The organism is Nocardia crassostreae (assembly GCF_001613405.1).
GTDB lineage: Bacteria > Actinomycetota > Actinomycetes > Mycobacteriales > Mycobacteriaceae > Nocardia > Nocardia crassostreae.
In genome coordinates this window covers 354,548-370,052 of record NZ_BDCH01000019.1, presented here as the reverse complement: position 1 = coordinate 370,052, position 15,505 = coordinate 354,548, and the positions used below count along the sequence as shown (strand labels likewise).

The following is a 15,505-nucleotide window of genomic DNA, read 5'->3' as shown; positions in this document are numbered from 1 at the left end:
ACCACAGGTCAGTTCATGTGCGCGATGTGATCCCTGATGATGTCCTCGACCGGTTGCCCGGCAAAGGAATCGGCGGGCTCCGCACCGTCGAGGATCGAATCGAGAATGTCGGCGGCATCGAGGGTAGCGGGAAACCGGTGCGCCGCACGGGCACTGACGATCACGGCATGAAGCACCGTGGCATAGACCCGCGAGCGTGGCGAAGTCAGCCGCCAGCCGCGCCGCTCACGTTCGTGCAGACGCGCCTCGACAATGTCCAGCACATCCTCGATGACACGGATTTCGATCTGGTCGCGCTCGTCGGTGTCCATAGCCGAAGCCTTCGGTCGTCGATTCCTGGTCGTACCAGAACACCACCAGCTACCATGAACTTTCAGCTGAATCGGGTATCCACGACCAAGACATCTAAAGCGCCACAAAGCAACCCGATAATGCGGCACAACCAACCCGATTCATCGATCGATCCGAACCGATTTCACGATGAGGGGAAGGCCATGAACGGCACCGAGGACGGTGACGCAGGCCCCAGTTCGACGCTGCCGCGACGGCAGCTGGGCCGGTTCCTGCGGGAGTGGCGAGAGGCGAACGGGTTCACCATCGCCGAGGCGGCGAAGCTGGTCGATATGTCGGCTTCTTCATTGCAGCGGATCGAGGCGGGGCAGACCCAGAAGATCCGGAAGCCGTATGTCCAAGCCCTGTGTGAGATGTACGGCGTCGAAACCGAGGACCTCCGAGCGGTTCTCGACTTGGCGGCCCTGGCCAAGCGGCAGAGCTGGTATCACGCCTACGGTGGACTGTACTCGGACGCGTTCAATATGTACGTCGGACTCGAAGCTGCCGCGCGGCGGCTGATCACCTACCACGAGCACATCCCTGGGCTGCTGCAAACCGCTGAGTACGCCCGCGCCATTATCGGCGCGTACCCCGGATTCAGCAGGAACGAGGACGTCGATCGCCGAGTCGAGTATCGGCTGAAGCGGCAAACGATCGTCACCCGCAAAACCCGTCCGGTGATCCTGGAGGTGCTGCTGCACGAGTCCGCACTCCACCGGATGATCGGCGGCCCGAAGATCATGGCAGCCCAATTACGCCACCTGGCGGAGGTTTCCAAGTTGCCCAACGTCACGGTGCGGCTGCACCCCTACTCGGCGGGGATCACATGGGGCATGCCGCGCGGATCGTTCACCGTCCTCGAGTTCGGCACCAATGTCAGAGACGAGCAGGTCGAACCCCCGATCGTGTACATGGAAGGCGGCCCCACTCAGGATGTGTACCTGGAAAAATCGGACGAAGTGAAGCTCTACAGCGAGCTCGCGTCGGCCATCCGAACCTCCTCGCTGGAAGATTCACCGACTCGAGAGCTGATTCGCCGGGTAACGAAGGAGTATGAGCGTGAACAAGATTGACCTATCCGGAGCCGAGTGGTTCAAGAGCAGCTACAGCGGTAGCCAGGGTGACTGCGTCGAAATCGCATGGCTGTCGCAAGGTGTCGTCGGCGTGCGGGATTCGAAGAACCCCACCGGCCCCGCGCTGGCCTTCGGCGCATCCGAGTGGGCCTCGTTCACCACTGCCGCCGCCGACGGGAAATTCGGTTGCCCTGAATAGAGATCGGACTAGCGTGGTCCACATGCCAGGTTGACGCTAGAGACTCAGATTCGCTCTATGGGCGCGAGCTCCGCCCGTCTTCCGTTTTCACGCATTCATCAGCTGAAACGGAAGGAAGACCATGGAGATCAGACGGATTCACGACAGTGAAGGTGATACGGTCGGCGCGCTGTGGGATCGGATGTGCCGGGAGATCGTCGACGGCGGACCGCTCAGTGAGCAGGGGCGGGTGAACCTGTCGCGCATGCTGGCGATGTCGGCCTGGCATCGGGATGCGTTCTGCCTGGTGGCGGTGGACGGTGCGCGGATCATCGGATTCGTGAACGGCCGCACCGGCATCGAGGACGGGCTGCTGCCCGGGATCGGCGGGGAGATCTATTCGCTGTATGTCGTGCCCGAGGAGCGGGGGAGCGGGGTGAGCCGCGGGCTGGCCGAGGCCGCCATCGCCCACCTGCGTGCGCGGGGCGCGGCCACGATCCGCTACCTGTCCTGCGCCGATGCCCGCGACGACTATCGCTTCTGGCAGGGCCTCGGTTTCGAGCCGGACATGCTGTGCCTGTCGCTGTACCGCGAGGAATAACGAGTGATCGATCCGCGGCCCGGGAGCGAATCTCTCCCGGGCCGCGGCCTGTTCGCCGCGTGGCGCGCCGCCGATTCGATCATTATTGGTTGATGGATGAGCGCGCAGTGGTCATCTTCGATCTGGACGGCACCCTCGTGCGTGGCGACAGCTTCTCCCGTTTCCTGACCGAACTCCTGGCCCAGCGCCCGCTACGCGGCGTCCTCTCCTCCCTGCTGGCCGTGCCCCTGCTGGTCAGCCCGCGCCGCCGTAGGCGCGCCGCGAACCTCTGGCTCTGGGCCGCGACCGCGGGCATATCCGACGCCCGCTACCAGCAACTCGTCGAGTCCTACGTCGACCGCCACTACCACCCGCATTCGGGCCGCCCCATCGAGTCGGCCCTCCAACGCCTGCGCGAGCACCGCCGCGCCGGTCACACCGTCGTCATCGTGACCGGCAGCGAACAACGCCTGGCCCAGCAGATCTGCCACCGCCTCGACTTCCCCGACATCGACGTGGTCGGCACCACCCTCATCCGCCACCGCGGCGCCCTCACCCTCAGCGCCCACTGCTACGGCCCCGCCAAACTCGCCCGCCTCCGCGCCTCCGGCTACACCGGCCCGATCGCCTACGTCTACACCGACAGCTCCGCCGACCTCCCCCTCCTCACCGCCGCCACAGCCCGCGTCCTCGTAGAACCACCCCCTTGGCACCGCCGCCGCATCCACGCCACCCTCGGCGACTGCCCCGTCCTCGAAAAACCCCTAACCCCAACCCCCAGCAGGTAATGGTGCAGGCAAACGTCGAGAACACCCCTACACCATTACCTGCTCGCTGGGTCAACCGATTTGGTCATGACGAGCTCGAGGCGGCCGTCCTCGATGTCGTCGATGAGCTCGCCTGTTACTTCGAAGCCGTTGCGTCGATAGAGGGCTAGAGCGGGCGCGTTGTCTGGCACGACCGCCAGGCACAGCGTTCGAGTCCCGGTTTCGGCCGCCCACTCCTCGACCGTTCGGATCAGTCGATCTCCGACCCCGAGCCCGCGCCCGATCGGTGCAACCCACATCGAGATGAGTTCGGCGACACCGGCTTCGGACCCTGGCACTCCACTCGCCATGCCGACGGGCTCCTGATCCAGCATCGCGATCAGATTCCGAGACCCGGGAATGCTCAACCGATCTCGCCATCGCTCCTCCCGATCCCCCTCGCCCTGCCAGTCCTCGAGCCGAGACCCGAACGCATACGGTGCCTCCGCCAACGCCTCCAACCGCAACCTCCGCCACAGCTTCCAGTCGTCGTCGCTCAGTATCCGCATCTCGATCACCCCACGAGGCTGGCCCACTCCCGCCACGCCCACAACCGAATATCGCCCGGCGGATCTCCGGATGGCGCTACCCGCGAGAACCCGTAGGGTGTGGCTCACGCTGTGGGAGGACAGCGGTCGTCGGTTCGGTGGAGGTTGTCGGGGATGCGGTTGGACGAGGGATCCGTGTTCGCCGGATACACGATCGAGAAGCGGCTCGGATCAGGGGGGATGGCAGTGGTGTACCTGGCCCGCCACCCGCGGCTCGGCCGTCATGTCGCTTTGAAGGTGATCAACGACCATATCGGCGGTGATGCGAAGCTGCGGAAAGACTTCGAGCGGGAAGCAGCCTTGGTCGCGCGGTTCGATCACCCGAATATCGTGCCGGTCTACGACCGCTGCGCGCCCGGCGACGACACCCTCTGGATCGCGATGAAGTACGTCTCCGGCGGAGATGCGGCGCATCTGATCTCTGCGGCGGGCGGCGGATTGACCGCCACGCGCGCCGTCCGGCTGATCACCGATGCCGCCCGCGGCCTCGATCACGCGCATCGCCTCGCGGTGCTGCACCGCGACGTCAAACCGGCGAACCTGCTCATCGAAGTCGACGACGTGGGCGGTGAACGGGCGCTGGTCGCGGATTTCGGCATCGCGCGCACCTTCGACGCCACCCTCACCCGGTCGGGGCTGCTCGCCAGCCTCGCCTACACCGCGCCGGAACGTTTTCGCGGCGAACCCGTCGACCACCGCGCGGACGTGTACTCGCTGGGTTGCACCCTCTACGAATTACTGACGGGCCGAAGACCTTTTCCGCGTTCCGAGGAGGCGGCGGTCATTCTGGCGCATCTCGAGGCTCCGCCGCCCCGGCCTACCGACCTGAGACCCGACCTGCCGAAGGGGCTCGACGGCGTCATCGCCACCGCGATGAGCAAGCAGCCGAGAAACCGGTACTCCGATTGCGTCGGTCTGGCCGTGGACGCGGCACGGATCCTCGAGATCGCCAGCCGTACAACCGTTGTCCGCCCCCGCGCCGCACGGACGACCGGCCCGAGTGCGCCGCCCGCATCGACGGCAGCACCCATTGAGACGAAAACCACGGAGCCAGTGGGTATTTCGCGGCGAAAATTGCTGGCGGCGGGTGGATCCGTTGCTGTGGTGGCCGGAGCCTGGATGTATTTCCGGAGCGGCGGCGACACCCGAGACAGTGTGCTGACCGGTCGATTCGTGGCGGAGTCATTGGCATTCAATCCCGCAGGAGACCTCCTCGCCGCCGCCGCCAGCTCCTCCGGTACGAGTACCGGGCAGCTCTGGGATCTTCCGGCCCGCGAATCAATCCTCCAATTCGACAAGGCGGCGGCCTTCAGTCCGGACGGTGCTGTCCTGGCCTATGGCTACGAGCAGACCATCGCATTCTGGGATACGTCAGCCAGGCGGCGGGCGAAGGATACGCTGACCTCGGGGGAGTTCTCGCTGGACGATCCCACCTACCTCGAGATCGTCAAACCGGATTCGGTGGCATTCAGCCCCGACGGGAGTCTTTTCGCTTACTGCGACACCTATCACAATCGGATTCGGATCTGGGATGCGCGAACGAGGGAGCCCATTGGTGACCCCTTGGCGACCATGACGGCGAGGACAGTGATATTCAGCCCCGACGGCTCGCTCCTCGTCGGTGTCGCGAGCTTCGGAGAAGCTGTCTCGGTATGGGACATGCGAGAGCGGCAGCCGACCGACCTGCCATTCCATCTTCCCGTCGTGTGGTCGGTTGCCTTCACACCCGACGGCACGGTTCTCGCGTACGGCGCCGAGGGTAAGCCTTCGCCCTCCGAATCCGGAATTTGGCTGTGCGGCATGCCGTCCAGGACGGTCGGCTCGAAGCTGCCGGACAGCGATTTCTTCTACCGATCGATTGCGACCAGCCGCGACGGCAGCCTGCTCGCGGCCACCGGAACCGATCGGGTGCGGGTATGGGATCTGCGAACCCAGCAAGTCGTCACAACCATCAAGACGGCGGACAACTCCGCCCGCGCGGTCACCTTCAGCCCCGATGGCAGCTACCTGGCATCCAGCCACCAGGACACAACGATCCGGTTCTGGCACCTGCCCAGCCGTATCGAGGGATAGTCCATTCACGGCCTTAGCCCCGAGTACGGTTGGCCCTATGGCTGTCCGAGCTCTCGGGATGGAGGCGTGATGACCGAATCCATGCAGCCGCTGACCACCCAGCCGGGTAAGCGCGAAGCGCTCTGGGGTTTCGTCGCCGCAGTCGGAGCGATTCCGGCCGGTGCGGTCAGCGGGGGAGTCGGGCTGGTGCTTTGCTGGGTCGCAGGGCTGGGCGGTTGCACGTGGTCGATCGTTGAATCCAGGCGCGCCGGTGTCCCGGCGAGTCGGCTGGCCCTCGCCGGTCTGGCGATCAGTGCGGTGATCGGTGTGCTCATGGTCATCGGCCTTATGGTGCTGCTCCGAGGTGAGATGCCGCCGGGTTGAGGGAACGCAATCTGAAACGACATCGACCGGGAACGGGTGGCGGTGGCTTCTCGCGAAACGCCGCCACCAGTTCCCGGTGATCATCTGTCCAGGCGGGCACTTATTCGGTGGTGATCGCGGGCTGATTCGGCGGGCGGCTCGATCTGTACGAAGGCGGCTTGATTCGGGTCCGGCGGGGGGACTTGCGAGTGGCGCGTTATGAGACGACATCGATCTTGGGCGACGGAGGCGCAGTGGGCCATGGTCGCGATCCGAAGCGGGGACCGGTGATGGGAGGCGGTCCTTCGCCTGGGCGCAGGTGGGGCCGATGGCGGATCTGCCGCATGAACTGATCGAGATCGAAGGCCCCGGAACGTCATTGGTGTTCAGTCGAGTGGATACGCCGAATATGGCGCTGTTCGCGGTGCTCTTCGAGCCTTTACGGCAAACGCGCGCCGCCTGGTCAGAGGCCGCGGGTCAGGCGGAAGGGGCCGCGGTCCCAGCGCCAGCCGTGGCGGAGTGTCAGGGCGGCGAGATCCAGGAGTTCGAGGCCGGTTTCGGTGCGGTACTTCTGGAGGTCCGGCCAGGTGAGCGGGCCGGAGGCGAGGCGGTTGCGGAGGATGTTCTCCGGGCGGGAGTCGACATCGCGGCGCATGAGGTCGGCGACGCCGGAGCTGCTGCCGGTCCAGACGAGCCAGCCCCAGCCGTGCGCGTGGGCGTAGGCGCGGGCGGCGGCGGCCTTCGCCCGGTTCACGTGGAAGGCGACGTGGCCGAGGGGGATCACGTCCAGGAGGACGATGCGCCCGTCGGTGAATTGGGCGACGGCGGTGGGGTAGTGCGGGCGTTCGTCGCCGTCGATCTCGTAGACGATTTCGACGGGGAATTCCTGGAAGTGATCGACGCGGTCGCTGCCGTCCAGGAGGCGGAACAGCTGGGCTTGCAGTCCGGTGTCGAATGTCGTTTCGCGGCCGAGCTTTTCGGCGAACATCGTGCCGCGCCCGTCGTCGCCGAAGTCGGCGGTCCGCGCCGGGGCGTCGGGAATCTCGTCGGGCGACCCGTCGGCCCATTCGACCCGCCGCAGCCACGGATTCCAGATGCCCGCGGGCACCTCCTCGGGTTGCTGCGGCGGCAGCAGATGCCACCGCCCCTTCTGCTGCCAGCCCGCGATGCGCTGGTACACGAATCCGGCCATGCGCTTGGAGTCCTGCAGGTCGTGCCCCGCCAGCCGCAGCTTCAGATACGCCCAGTCCTGCGCCGCGATATCGGTGTCGGTCGCATAGGTTTCCCCCAGCAGCGTTCGCACCAGCCGCTCGTACCCCCACCCCGCCGGATACCGCTCGGCGAAAACCCCCAGATCCGGCTCCCCGGTGGCCTGCGCCTGCCGCACCAGATTCCCGACGGCCCGCGTATACAACTGCCGCGCCCGATCCCGCGACACCCCGAACCGCAACCCCAAGAGCGTCAACGTCTCCGGCGGCTCCCCATCCAACCCCAACCGGCAGGTCATGAGTTCGGCCTCCCGAGGCCAATCCACGGCCCGCTCGCCCACCATCCCGGCCAGCACCTCATTGACGTCCTCGAGCCCGAACGACACCCGCTCCCGCAAGTCGTCCCGCAGCCCGGGCCGCAACTCACCCCGCACCGACCCCATCTCACTCCTCGTCAAGGCGGCCCCTACCTCTTCGCCAGTCTGTTCGACAACCCTAACCGCCCCGACCGACACCTGTCGCCAACCAACGCCGCACGGTCCCGGTCGAACTTCGGCGAAGAGGAGGGCGAACACGAAGCCGCCGAGCAACACGACGGTCAAATAGGCGACGCCGCCCCCCCCCCCACGCGAGGATCGGCCCCTCGGCGTTCCTGGGCGGCAAGGGGATTGGTGCCCGGTTCACGGACCCGCGCGACAGGCAGAGCACATCGCACACCAGGACTCCGATATCCACAGCGCCGGTCGACCGAAGTCGAACGTATCGCCCACCCCCGCCCGACCATGCCGAATCGGATGAACCGACAGCACGAATACGGCAGTGAGCCCGCCCTTTCGGATGTTACGGCCCTTCAACCGCGCCCCCGCCTCTTGTTGAATGCGCCCATGCCGAACCAAACCCGCATCCGCATCCTCTGGCCCGCAGGCCACCTCACCGCCACCCTCGAAGACGGCCCGACGACCACCGCCCTCCGCGCCGCCCTCCCCATTTCCGCGACGGCGAGCACCTGGGGCGAGGAGGTCTACTTCGACACCGGCATCCGCATCCCCCGCGAGCCGAATGCCCAACAGGTAGTACCCCCGGGCACCGTAGCCTTCTGGACCGACGGCGACTCCCTGGCCCTCCCCTACGGTCCAACCCCGATTTCCCGCGGCGCCGAATGCCGCCTCGCCAGCCCCTGCACTATCCTCGGCCGCATCGACGGCAACCCCCGCACCCTGGCGACCGTCCGCGGCGGCGACCTGATCCGCGTGGAACTCGTGAACTAGATCCGGTCCGGCATTCGCCCTCGGCTTTCCGGCTCGGCGAGCTCGGCGCGGGTGCGGTCCAGGTTGTGCTGAATGGTCTCGAGCAAGGGATGACCGGTGTCGAGCACCCGTTCGGCATCGGTGAGCAAGGCCTGGAGCAGGGTCGCGGCCTCGTCGAATCGCTCGGCCGCGTAGTAGGCCCGGCCGAGGTTGCTGCGGGTGGTCAGTGTGCCCGGGTGGTCCGCTCCGAGCACCCGCAGCCGGTCTTCGAGGACGGCCTCGTACTGTGCGATGGCCTCGGCTGCCCGCCCTGCCGAGGCGTACGCCCCGGCAAGGTTGTCCCGGGTGCGCAGGGTTTCCGGATGATCCATACCCAGCAGCCGTGCGCGATCCGTGAGCAGGGCCTCGTATCGAGGGATGGCGATATCGAGCCGCCCCGCCGACTTGCAGGCTCGCGCGAAATTGTGCCGGGCATTGAGCGTTCCGGGATGCCCGGCGGGAAGCAGCCGAACGTGCTCGGCGAGATTGGTTTCGAACAGCTCCATCGCGAGTTCCAGCTGCCGTTGCCCGGCCTCGTGGTGGGCTCCGGCCAGATTGTTCCGGGCGATGAGCGTTTCTGGATGATCGGCGCCGTGCACGCGGATATGTTCGGCGACAGCAAGTTCGAGCAGCGGAATCGCTTCCTCGATTCGTCCCGCATCCAGCATGGCGCCCGCGTGGTCGCCCCGGATCACCAGTGCGAGTGGGGAATTGGGGCCGAGCAGCCGCTCGACATCGGCGAGAAGCTCCGCACTGCGCTGAATCGCCTCGCCGAACCGTCCCGCGAAACGATCGGTGACCGCCTGCTCGCGGCGGGTGCTGAGGGTATCGGGGTGATCCGCGCCGAAAACTCGGACATGCTGTTCGAGCGCGAGCTCGAACTCGGTGATAGCCCGCTCCAACCGTCCCGAATCACGATAGAGCGCAGCAAGATTGAATCGCGTCGTCAGGGTATCGGCGTGATCCGCGCCGAGCACGCGGGAATGGCGCGCCAGCGAGTCCTCGCACAGCCGCACCGCCTCGTCGAGCCTGCCCGCCATGGCATACGCCCCGACGAGATGGTTGCGCGCGCTCAATGATACGGGATGATCCGCTCCCAGCGCCTCATCGGCGTCGGCGACGATCCGCTCGCCCAGCTCGATGGCACGGTCGGTCTGCCTGCCCTCGATCAACTGAACAACGGAATCCAGCCGCACGGCCAATGCCTGCTCGACAATGTTCGGATCAGTCACGACCGGCCTCCTCGACTCTCGCAAGGCTGGCACGGGTTGTGGCGGTCTCGGGGTGGTCGTCTCCGAGTACCCGAACCCGTTGGGCCAGATTAATGGTGTGCAATGCGGCCGCCATATCGAGTCGCCCGGCTTTCTCGCACGCGCCCGCGAAATTGTTGCGTGCCATCAGCGTGTCCGGGTGATCCTCGCCGAGCACTCGGAGAAACGCAGCCAGGATCTCTTCGTGCAGGGCCACCGACTCGTCCACCCGTCCGGCCGAGCCGTAGGCGGCCGCGAGGTTGTCGCGGGAGCTGAGAGTGTTCGGGTGATCCGCTCCGAGGTGCTCGGTGAGGTCGGCACACACGCGTTCGAGCAGCGGGATCGCCTCGTCGAGCCGGTTCGCCGCGTAGTAAGCGACGGCCAGATTGTTTCGGGCACTCAATGTTTCGGGGTGATCGTCATCCAGGTCGGGGTGCTCGGCGCGGTCGACGCAGACGGACTCGAACGTCGCTATGGCCTCCGCGTGCCGCCCTGCTGCCAGATAGGCGTGACCGAGGTTGCCTCGGGACGTCATGGTGGATGGATCGGTGGGTCCGATGATTCGGCCTTTGGCGGCGCAGACGGACTCGAACAGGGCGATCGCCTCGTCGAATCTTCCTGCCTCGCGATAGGTGCCCGCGAGGTCGTGCTGCTGCGCCAATGTGTGGTGATGCTCGGCGCCGTAAACGTCGAGATGATCCGCGACCAACTGCTCGCGTTGCTGGATTGCCGGTGCCAGGCGACCCGCGCGGCGGTAGGCGTACGCCAGTTCGTAGCGAGAGATGAGAGTTTCGTGGTGAACCGCGCCGAGCGTCGAGATCCGGCTCGCCACAACAGCTTCCAGCAGCGCGATCGCTGCTTCCAGCTTGCCCGCCGAACGATAAGCGGTCGCCAGTTGATTGCGGGCGAACTGTGTGCCCGGGTGATCGAGGCCCAGCAGCGCCTCGGCGTCCGTGACTACCCGTGTACCCAGATCGATAGCGAGGGAGTGATTTTTGGCATAGAGCAGCTGACGGATGTGCTGCATCCGCATCGTCAGTGCCTGTTCGGTGATCGTCGGCTCGGTCATACCATCCCGAACTCGCGCATTGCCTGCCAGATGGTCTCACCGTGGTTTGCCTGCTCGATACCTTCGTGGCGGCGACACCACCCGTCGGCGCGATCGAACTGCTGCGACCGAATCAAGTTCACAGTGGCGACGGCGAGGCTCTGAAAGTACGCGTCGCACCGCGCCTGCTCCTTCACCACCCGCGCCATCAATCGGTGCATGATCACCGCATCGCGGTTGTGCGACCAAGTGAGGATCGAGCCCGCAACGCATTCTCGCAGTGCCTGCTCGATGGCATCGACGCCGGTATCGGGGGTGGCCAGCCCATGGAGATACTTGCGGTTCACGCCTTCGGCGGACAGCAGCGAAATCGCTCCGAGCAAGCGACCGCGGAGGGTTGTCGGCTCATCGCCCACGACAGTTCGGAGGTCGAGCACCAGTGCCGCCGCCGTGGAGTGCGGATACTCCTGGGCGTCCCGGAGCGGCATGAAGTCGGCGACGGCGCTGTCGCGCAACAGTTCCCGGTATTCGTCGTATCGGAGTCCGCGCGAATCGATCATTGCCGCGGCAGACGCCAATGCCAGAGGCAGATCGCCGAGTTCCTCGGCGACGGCCTCGGCGCCCCGCACGTCGTCCAAATTCGTTCGCTTGCGCAGGTACGTCGTGGACTCCGGTCTGATGTATCGATCGACGGCGATCGGCTCGGCCAGTTCGGTGAACGAACGCTCGGTGCTGGTGATGATGACTTGGGTACCCGTGGCGGGGAGAAACCGGCGCAGCACAACCGGGTCGACCGCATTGTCGAACACCAGCAGCGCGTCACCTCGCAACGTCGCGAGGTGTCTGGTCAGATTCCCGATGGACGTCATCATGTCGCCGCCGGGGTCCGCCACGTTCAGATCGTCTGCGAACGCGGCCAGGTCAGTGGTCAGGCTGCCGTAGGTCTCCGCATTGATCCAGCCGACCACACCGCAACCAGCGTTGATCTTCGCTCGCGCGTAGGAGGCAGCGAGCTGCGACTTTCCGGCGCCGCGCATACCGGTGAGCGTGCATACCACGGCTACCTGATCCTGCTCCAGCACGGTTGTCAACTGGTTCGACAGCGCTCGCCGTATGTACGCCGGAGGTATACCCGGAACTTTGCCGAACACGATCTGCTTCGAGGGTGGAGGCGGCGGCACCACGATCTCGAACTTGACCGTCTGCTCGAGGTTGCCACTGACGGAGTTGCCCGAGGCCGTCAGCGATATCGGTGAACCGTCGGACGGCCGATCGCCGTCGCGCGGGGTCTTGTCCCGTCTCACCGCTCGACACGTTGGTCGATGGAACCGGCCTTGGACTCGTTCGCCGATACGTCCACGCCGCCCCTACTGCCGCGCGCCACCTGCCCGAGCCGTCCCTCGACGGTGGCTTTGTTCGCCGACATGCGCACCCCGGATCCGAGATCCAGTGGCTTTCGCACACTGAGCAGCAAGGCCGTCACCGCGATAACGAGCCCGAGGAAGGTGAGGAACACGCCGATCACCGTGGCGGTCTTCGCCGCCTTGTCGAGCCCCACCACAACCATGTAAACGGCTAGCGCGACAGCGGATACCGACGCGAGAGCAAAGCCACCCCACACCAGGATTCGGCTGGTCATGGGCGACAATCTACTTCCCACGAGCACCCAGCACACGTTTGTGAAAGGGGGGCTTGACGATTCAAGCCCCGGTGCCGTTCGAGGCCGAGCTATTGGCCGATGGCCGCGTTCATGATCGTGCCCGCGCTGGTGGCGATGATGCCGCCGATCATGGCTCCGGCCACCATCTTCGGGGAGGCGAGGCCGCCGCCGGACCATTTTTCCCAAGCGAAGCGGCCACCGGCGTAGGTGATCGCGAGGACGCCGCCGAGCAGGACGAACCAGGTGAAGTAGCGGACCAGGCGCATGAGTTTGTCCGCCGCGGGCGGGGTTTCGGGGGTGGGGTTGCCGATCTGCGCGAACACGGTGTCGTGGAGCGGGAGCACAGTGTCGTGGAAGGCGCTGAGCATGGTGATCACTACAGAAGATTACCGCGACGAGCGGGCAACATGCCCGGGATGTGGGTGAGATCTATTGCGCGGTAATGAGATTCGCGATCTTGAAGGAATTCGTTGAGCGGATGACGAGATTCGAACTCGCGACCCTCACCTTGGCAAGGTGATGCGCTACCAGCTGCGCTACATCCGCATGCTCACGTTTTCGGGGGTGAAACCCCGTCCGGCTTGCGAGAGGGAACCTTAGCCGATGACTCGCCCAAGTACCAAAACGGCCCTGGTTCAGCGCGTCCACCTGCGGTTCTACCGTGGCGTCGACTCCTCTTTGAGCGGCACGATGGACGCGATGAGCGTGCGGTCACCGACCACCGTGGTGATGACCAGCTGGGCGGGCCAGGTGCGCTTGGTCTTGTCGGGATGGGTCTCGCTGACGATCATCACGTGCTTCCCGTCGAACGGTCCGGGCAGAATCTGCACGCAGTAGGTGGTGCCCACCGGAATGGAGTCGATCCCGGCCTGAATGGTGGCCACGGCAGGCGCATTGGCGTCGGGCGCGTACATCTCCCGCACCGCCTCCCCGGATCGATCCCCGTAATACCGGCTCTGAAGTGCGAGGATGACATCCGGTCCGGATCCGGTCCCGCCGGGACCGTTGCCCCGCACATGCGCCCCATTGACCTCGTTCGGGCATTCCGCCGACGGTTCGGCGGCGGCCACCGCCGAGGTCGTGGAGGCGGGCGCGGCCAGGGTGGAGATGGGCCGCGGCTCGGTGTCCGGACTCATCTTGGCGATCTGCACCGCCACGGCCGCGACGATCGCGAAAACCGCCAGCAAACCGAGCAGCGGCACCGCCCACTGCTGCCGTGAGCCCTCGTCCACGCGCCGATGCCCGATCCGCCGGTGCGCCGCCGCCCGCCGCCGCGGCGCGGGCTCCTCGTAGTAGTCGTCCTCGTCGTAATCGTCGAAGTCGTCGTAGTCGTCGACCGGTTCCGGTTTGGGCTCGGGAATCCAATCCGACCAGGAGCCGGTGTAATCCGCCTCCTCGCGCGGTAGCTGCGGATCCGATTCGGTGGTGCGCCCACCCGTCGCCCGACCACCACCCCCCATCGAGTCGCTGCGCGACGCCCCGCTCATTTCGCCCCCTGTGGTTGTCCACTCGGGATGATGATCTGATATCCGCTGGTCGGCGCGCCCGAGGTGGACGGCGCGGTGGCGGCCCCGAAGTCGAACGGCAGCGACCCGCTGGGCGGAATGGTGCTCGGCGCGGTGGTGGCCTTGAAATCCAGCCCGGTGCCGGGCTTGTCGCTGCCGCCGAGCGGCTCCCCGCCCGATTTCACGACGCTCGCCAGATCATTGGCGACGGCCGCGAACCACTTGCCCACGAATTCCGCCGCGCTCTCCCCGAATCCGGCGCCCTGCGGGTTGGCGTAATCGTGCTTCTGCGCGGTGTTCCAGTACTTCACCCAGGTGGTGATGTCGAGCAGATCCTTGTTGTCGGTCACATTGGTCACCACCGCCGTGAACGCCTGACTGACCAGGCGGCTGATGGTCGCGGGCGGCACCAGTTCGGTGACGGCGCTGAGCAGCTTGGTCCCCAGCACCGCCAGCCCGGCAAGGGGATTGGCCAGTCCGGCGGTGGCGATCTCGGCGATATTGGCCGGGGTGAGAATGCTCTTCGCCACGGCCACGATCGAGTTGAGCACGATCGAGCCGACCTTCACGACCGCCTGCAGGGCCCCGCCCAGATCGACCGTGGTCCGCGGATCGGACGCCTCGGCCACGCGATGGGACAGCGACTTCTGCGGTGAGATGGACAGATTGGTGATCGAGGTGCCGGAGATGTCCTTGTTCACCACATCGGTGAGCGTCTTGATGGAGGTGGAGGCCAGCGCGTCCACGATCGACCGCAGCGAGGCGATGGGATCGCCGCCGGAAAGCTCCACCTGCCCGGCGATATTGGCCACGGCCGTGACCAGCGGCGCTCCGGTGGGCGCGTCACAGGCGAGATCGCCGGTGGTGCAGAAACTCGCGACCCGTCCGCTGAGACTGCCGAAGTTGGCGGCCGTATCGCTTTCCGGCCCGATGCCCTTGCCGCTGGCGGGGGTCGTCGGCTGCGGGGGAGCGGGCAGCGCCGCCACCGCCTCGCCCCCGGTGCCCGGCGCGGGATCGGGCGCGGTCTTGCCCGGCGATCCGGGGAACAGCGGGGCATTGGCATTGCGCGTCGGATCGCCGAACAGCGCCACCGCCGCGACCTTGTCGGCCGGGATGGCGCCATTGCCCGCCCCGACCTCCTGCGCGAACAGCGAGGCCACATGCGCCCCTTGCGAATACCCGGTGACCGCGATCCGCGTCCCGTCGCAGCGTTCGATGGCCTGCTTGGCCATGGACTTCAACCGATCCAGGCCGTTGGCGATCGACTGCGAGTACGGCGTCTTGTCATTGGACACCGCACCGCCGAACGACGCCTCGTAGGGCACGTAGGCGCGGTCGACCATGCCTTCCTCGCCCGCCCCGGCCATCATGGGCCGGAACACCATCGACAGCATGCCGGTATCGGTGGTGATCTCGGCATCCGGCGAGGATTCGCCGGTGCCTTGAATCCCCAACGCGTACAGCGCCGGACACTGTTCGATGGGCAGTTCGGTCTCGGGCGGACTGCCGCCCGCGCCGCCGATGCCGACACTGGTGAAGACGCACACGCTGGTCGCGATGAGCGTCGCATTGCGGATCGCCGCCATGGGCAGCCGTTGTCGAGCCACGTGGCACC

Annotated in this window: 17 protein-coding genes and 1 tRNA gene; 7 read left to right on the top strand and 11 right to left on the bottom strand. The window is 66.2% G+C overall.

The features are described from left to right. Positions 1-8: 8 nt before the first annotated feature. Positions 9-311 (bottom strand): hypothetical protein, encoded by a 303-nt coding sequence (locus tag NC4_RS20660; protein WP_067540886.1) that lies wholly within the window; start codon positions 309-311, stop codon positions 9-11. Between the two features lie 54 nt (positions 312-365). Here NC4_RS20660 and NC4_RS20655 point away from each other — a divergent pair, with 54 nt between their 5' ends. The 4 genes from NC4_RS20655 (at position 366) to NC4_RS20640 (ending at position 2,952) form a co-directional block, all read left to right on the top strand. Further along, complete coding sequence (locus tag NC4_RS20655; RefSeq protein ID WP_245721812.1) at positions 366-1,406, top strand: helix-turn-helix domain-containing protein; 1,041 nt, start codon at positions 366-368, stop codon at positions 1,404-1,406. Beyond that, entirely contained in the window at positions 1,393-1,605 is a 213-nt protein-coding gene (locus NC4_RS20650) for a DUF397 domain-containing protein (RefSeq protein ID WP_439957541.1), read from the top strand. Before NC4_RS20655 ends, NC4_RS20650 begins: the two co-directional genes overlap by 14 nt. A gap of 121 nt (positions 1,606-1,726) precedes the next feature. Next, the gene (locus NC4_RS20645) at positions 1,727-2,185 is read left to right on the top strand and encodes a GNAT family N-acetyltransferase (RefSeq protein ID WP_067540882.1); all 459 of its coding nucleotides are present in this window, start codon (positions 1,727-1,729) and stop codon (positions 2,183-2,185) included. 92 nt (positions 2,186-2,277) lie between these two features. Beyond that, complete coding sequence (locus tag NC4_RS20640; RefSeq protein ID WP_067540880.1) at positions 2,278-2,952, top strand: HAD-IB family phosphatase; 675 nt, start codon at positions 2,278-2,280, stop codon at positions 2,950-2,952. Positions 2,953-2,987: 35 nt separating this feature from the next. On the opposite strand, the gene NC4_RS20635 is transcribed toward NC4_RS20640, so the two are convergent. After that, positions 2,988-3,479, bottom strand: a complete 492-nt coding sequence (locus NC4_RS20635; RefSeq protein ID WP_245721819.1) for a GNAT family N-acetyltransferase — start codon at positions 3,477-3,479, stop codon at positions 2,988-2,990. A gap of 153 nt (positions 3,480-3,632) precedes the next feature. Here NC4_RS20635 and NC4_RS20630 point away from each other — a divergent pair, with 153 nt between their 5' ends. Then, positions 3,633-5,591, top strand: coding sequence for a WD40 repeat domain-containing serine/threonine protein kinase (locus tag NC4_RS20630; RefSeq protein ID WP_067540876.1), 1,959 nt, complete (start codon positions 3,633-3,635; stop codon positions 5,589-5,591). 69 nt (positions 5,592-5,660) lie between these two features. Then, positions 5,661-5,954 (top strand): hypothetical protein, encoded by a 294-nt coding sequence (locus NC4_RS20625; protein ID WP_067540873.1) that lies wholly within the window; start codon positions 5,661-5,663, stop codon positions 5,952-5,954. 442 nt (positions 5,955-6,396) lie between these two features. Here the strand turns inward: NC4_RS20625 and NC4_RS20620 are convergent, their stop codons facing one another. After that, positions 6,397-7,584 (bottom strand): hypothetical protein, encoded by a 1,188-nt coding sequence (locus tag NC4_RS20620; protein ID WP_067540871.1) that lies wholly within the window; start codon positions 7,582-7,584, stop codon positions 6,397-6,399. Positions 7,585-8,025: 441 nt separating this feature from the next. Here NC4_RS20620 and NC4_RS20615 point away from each other — a divergent pair, with 441 nt between their 5' ends. Continuing rightward, the gene (locus NC4_RS20615; RefSeq protein WP_067541057.1) at positions 8,026-8,409 is read left to right on the top strand and encodes a cyclophilin-like fold protein; all 384 of its coding nucleotides are present in this window, start codon (positions 8,026-8,028) and stop codon (positions 8,407-8,409) included. Here the strand turns inward: NC4_RS20615 and NC4_RS20610 are convergent. The 8 genes from NC4_RS20610 to NC4_RS20575 all read right to left on the bottom strand — a co-directional run bounded on the left by NC4_RS20610 (position 8,406) and on the right by NC4_RS20575 (position 15,497). Then, positions 8,406-9,659 (bottom strand): tetratricopeptide repeat protein, encoded by a 1,254-nt coding sequence (locus tag NC4_RS20610; protein ID WP_067540868.1) that lies wholly within the window; start codon positions 9,657-9,659, stop codon positions 8,406-8,408. The genes NC4_RS20615 and NC4_RS20610 overlap by 4 nt on opposite strands. After that, positions 9,652-10,746, bottom strand: coding sequence for a tetratricopeptide repeat protein (locus NC4_RS20605; protein WP_067540865.1), 1,095 nt, complete (start codon positions 10,744-10,746; stop codon positions 9,652-9,654). The genes NC4_RS20610 and NC4_RS20605 overlap by 8 nt, the downstream gene beginning before the upstream one ends. Continuing rightward, the gene (locus tag NC4_RS20600) at positions 10,743-11,762 is read right to left on the bottom strand and encodes a tetratricopeptide repeat-containing protein (RefSeq protein ID WP_157554971.1); all 1,020 of its coding nucleotides are present in this window, start codon (positions 11,760-11,762) and stop codon (positions 10,743-10,745) included. Before NC4_RS20600 ends, NC4_RS20605 begins: the two co-directional genes overlap by 4 nt. Positions 11,763-12,025: 263 nt before the next feature. Continuing rightward, on the bottom strand, positions 12,026-12,364 hold the full coding sequence (locus NC4_RS20595) for a hypothetical protein (protein ID WP_157554969.1): 339 nt from the start codon (positions 12,362-12,364) through the stop codon (positions 12,026-12,028). Positions 12,365-12,453: 89 nt separating this feature from the next. Further along, positions 12,454-12,753 carry a hypothetical protein gene (locus NC4_RS20590; RefSeq protein ID WP_157554987.1) on the bottom strand — a complete coding sequence of 100 codons (300 nt, stop codon included), beginning with the start codon at positions 12,751-12,753 and terminating at the stop codon, positions 12,454-12,456. A gap of 105 nt (positions 12,754-12,858) precedes the next feature. Then, positions 12,859-12,931 (bottom strand) — tRNA-Gly (locus NC4_RS20585). A 110-nt stretch (positions 12,932-13,041) separates the two neighbouring features. Next, the gene (locus tag NC4_RS20580) at positions 13,042-13,872 is read right to left on the bottom strand and encodes a DUF8176 domain-containing protein (protein ID WP_067540853.1); all 831 of its coding nucleotides are present in this window, start codon (positions 13,870-13,872) and stop codon (positions 13,042-13,044) included. Continuing rightward, positions 13,869-15,497 carry a cutinase family protein gene (locus NC4_RS20575; RefSeq protein WP_245721811.1) on the bottom strand — a complete coding sequence of 543 codons (1,629 nt, stop codon included), beginning with the start codon at positions 15,495-15,497 and terminating at the stop codon, positions 13,869-13,871. Before NC4_RS20575 ends, NC4_RS20580 begins: the two co-directional genes overlap by 4 nt. Between the last annotated feature and the right edge of the window lie 8 nt (positions 15,498-15,505).

Bases quoted from the DNA above. Each gene is read 5' to 3' on its own strand.
- NC4_RS20660 (WP_067540886.1), bottom strand. From the start codon at position 311: ATGGACACCGACGAGCGCGACCAGATCGAAATCCGTGTCATCGAGGAT.
- NC4_RS20655 (WP_245721812.1), top strand. From the start codon at position 366: ATGAACTTTCAGCTGAATCGGGTATCCACGACCAAGACATCTAAAGCG.
- NC4_RS20645 (WP_067540882.1), top strand. From the start codon at position 1,727: ATGGAGATCAGACGGATTCACGACAGTGAAGGTGATACGGTCGGCGCG.
- NC4_RS20640 (WP_067540880.1), top strand. From the start codon at position 2,278: ATGGATGAGCGCGCAGTGGTCATCTTCGATCTGGACGGCACCCTCGTG.
- NC4_RS20635 (WP_245721819.1), bottom strand. From the start codon at position 3,479: ATGCGGATACTGAGCGACGACGACTGGAAGCTGTGGCGGAGGTTGCGG.
- NC4_RS20630 (WP_067540876.1), top strand. From the start codon at position 3,633: ATGCGGTTGGACGAGGGATCCGTGTTCGCCGGATACACGATCGAGAAG.
- NC4_RS20625 (WP_067540873.1), top strand. From the start codon at position 5,661: ATGACCGAATCCATGCAGCCGCTGACCACCCAGCCGGGTAAGCGCGAA.
- NC4_RS20620 (WP_067540871.1), bottom strand. From the start codon at position 7,584: ATGGGGTCGGTGCGGGGTGAGTTGCGGCCCGGGCTGCGGGACGACTTG.
- NC4_RS20615 (WP_067541057.1), top strand. From the start codon at position 8,026: ATGCCGAACCAAACCCGCATCCGCATCCTCTGGCCCGCAGGCCACCTC.
- NC4_RS20605 (WP_067540865.1), bottom strand. From the start codon at position 10,746: ATGACCGAGCCGACGATCACCGAACAGGCACTGACGATGCGGATGCAG.
- NC4_RS20600 (WP_157554971.1), bottom strand. From the start codon at position 11,762: ATGCGCGGCGCCGGAAAGTCGCAGCTCGCTGCCTCCTACGCGCGAGCG.
- NC4_RS20595 (WP_157554969.1), bottom strand. From the start codon at position 12,364: ATGACCAGCCGAATCCTGGTGTGGGGTGGCTTTGCTCTCGCGTCGGTA.
- NC4_RS20590 (WP_157554987.1), bottom strand. From the start codon at position 12,753: ATGCTCAGCGCCTTCCACGACACTGTGCTCCCGCTCCACGACACCGTG.
- NC4_RS20580 (WP_067540853.1), bottom strand. From the start codon at position 13,872: ATGAGCGGGGCGTCGCGCAGCGACTCGATGGGGGGTGGTGGTCGGGCG.